The sequence below is a fragment of the Massilia sp. CT11-108 genome (genome assembly GCF_047302915.1).
GTDB classification, from domain to species: domain Bacteria; phylum Pseudomonadota; class Gammaproteobacteria; order Burkholderiales; family Burkholderiaceae_D; genus Telluria; species Telluria orientalis.
On record NZ_JBKYMO010000785.1, the window covers coordinates 1 to 1,848 of the forward strand.

The 1,848-nt window shown below is 69.3% G+C and carries 3 protein-coding genes and 1 pseudogene; all 4 read right to left on the minus strand.

Annotation, left to right across the window (positions count from 1 at the left end; all coding sequences use genetic code 11):
- A pseudogene (locus ACEN88_RS30650) lies at positions 1-209 on the minus strand (hypothetical protein); the annotation flags it as partial.
- 3 nt (positions 210-212) lie between these two features.
- Positions 213-458, minus strand: a complete 246-nt coding sequence (locus ACEN88_RS30655) for an acetyl-CoA carboxylase biotin carboxyl carrier protein subunit (protein ID WP_413345795.1) — start codon at positions 456-458, stop codon at positions 213-215.
- A complete protein-coding gene (locus ACEN88_RS30660; protein WP_413345797.1) occupies positions 455-1,522 on the minus strand; it encodes an alpha-ketoacid dehydrogenase subunit beta in 1,068 nt (355 codons plus the stop codon). The genes ACEN88_RS30655 and ACEN88_RS30660 overlap by 4 nt, the downstream gene beginning before the upstream one ends.
- A gap of 15 nt (positions 1,523-1,537) precedes the next feature.
- On the minus strand, positions 1,538-1,848 hold a 311-nt coding region (locus ACEN88_RS30665; protein ID WP_413345799.1), incomplete at its 5' end, for a thiamine pyrophosphate-dependent enzyme.

Sequence of the window (1,848 nt, forward strand, 5' to 3'; positions counted from 1 at the left end):
CCCCCCCCCCCCCCCCCCCCCCCCCCCCCCCCCCCCCCCCCCCCCCCCCCCCCCCCCCCCCCCCCCCCCCCCGCGCCATGTCCTTCTCGCGCATGCGGGCGTTCAGGCGCGGGTGCGCGCGGCACGCGCCAGCCCTGCTCCATGTTGCGTGCGATGGCCCCGCGCATCCCCGTCAGCGGCACCGTCGCGGGTACGGTCACGGCATCCATGGCCTACCCCTCGATCCGCGCCAGCACGGTGTGGCGGCCGAACGTGTCGCCGGCGGCGACCTCGATGGCGGCCAGGCGGCCGGCGGCGGGCGCCGTCACCTCGTGCGTCGTTTTGACCAGTTCCGCGACGACGAGCGTCTGGCCCGCCGTCACGGGCTGGCCCACCTCGACCTGCCAGTCCTGCAGCAGGGCTTCGGTGCCCTCTTCCACATCGTCCCAGACGCCACCGTCCAGTTTCACGTCGATCATGCTTGTGCTCCTTGTTGAAGTTGATGAATGGGTTGCGCGCGCATCAGGCCGCGCACGGCGTCGACGATGGTGTCCACCTGCGGAATGACGGCCTGCTCGAGCGGGCGGCTGAACGGGATCGGCACGTCGGGCACCGCGAGGCGTTTTACCGGCGCGCGCAGCTGGATGGTGTCGAGGTGTTCGGCGACGAGCGCGGCGATCTCGCCGGACAGGCCGAAGCTCAGGTAGTCTTCGTCGGCGATCAGCACGCGGCCCGTCCTGGCGACGGACGCCAGCACGCCGGCGCGGTCGAGCGGGACGATGGTGCGCAGGTCCAGCACCTCGACGGAGATGCCCTCCGCGGCCAGCTGCTCGGCCGCGATGGCGGCCTTCTGCACCATCTGGCTCAGCGTGACGATGGTGACGTCGCTGCCCTCGCGCACGATGCGCGACTCGCCGAACGGGATCGCATAGGCTTCCTCGGGCACGGCGTTCGTGCTGCCCTCGAAGTAGGACATCCACGACAGGCCCATGATCCCCTTGTGGTAGCAGAACACGACCGGGTTGTCGTCGCGGATCGCCTGGACCATGAGGCCTTTCGCGTCGTACGCATTGGACGGCACGACGACTTTCAGGCCGGGCATGTGGGCGAAGCTCGCGTACAGGCATTGCGAGTGCTGGGCCGCGTCGTTGTAGCCGCCGCCGATGCCGGTCGTGATCACCACCGGCAGTTTCAGTGCGCCGCCGGACATGTACGAATTCTTCGCCATGTGGTTGTAGATCTGGTCGAAGCAGACCCCGAAGAAGTCGACGAACATCAGTTCCGCGATGGGACGCAACCCGTCCGCGGCGGCGCCCACGGCCGCGCCCATGAACGCGGTTTCCGAGATCGGCGTTTCCATGATGCGCTCGGGACCGAAGCGGTCGAGCAGGCCCGTGGTGGCCGAAAAGATGCCGCCGTACTTGCCGATGTCCTCGCCCATCACGAACACCGACGGGTCGCGCTCCATTTCCTGGCCGATGGCTTCGGCGATGGCCTGCGCCATGGTGAGCGTGCGCACGGCGCCTTTGCTATTGCTTTGCATTGTCTGTCTCCTTGTTCATTCGGCAAATACGTGTTTCAGGGCGTCCTGCGGATCCGGGTACGGGCTGTTGCGGCCGAACGCGAATGCCGCCTCGATGCGGCCGGCGACGGCCAGGCGCAGGTCGCGGTCCTGCGCGTCGTCGATCAGGCCTTCCGCACGCAGGCGCGCACCGAGGCGCACGATCGGATCGTCCTGGCGCAGCGCGGCGCTTTCGCCTTTCGGCCGGTAGGTCTCGGGGTCGCCCTGGAAGTGGCCGAAGTAGCGGTCCGTCTTGACTTCGATGAGGGTCGGGCCTTCGCCGCGGCGCGCGCGGGGCCGGCTACGGC

Bases quoted from the DNA above. Each gene is read 5' to 3' on its own strand.
- ACEN88_RS30660 (WP_413345797.1), bottom strand. From the start codon at position 1,522: ATGCAAAGCAATAGCAAAGGCGCCGTGCGCACGCTCACCATGGCGCAG.
- ACEN88_RS30655 (WP_413345795.1), bottom strand. From the start codon at position 458: ATGATCGACGTGAAACTGGACGGTGGCGTCTGGGACGATGTGGAAGAG.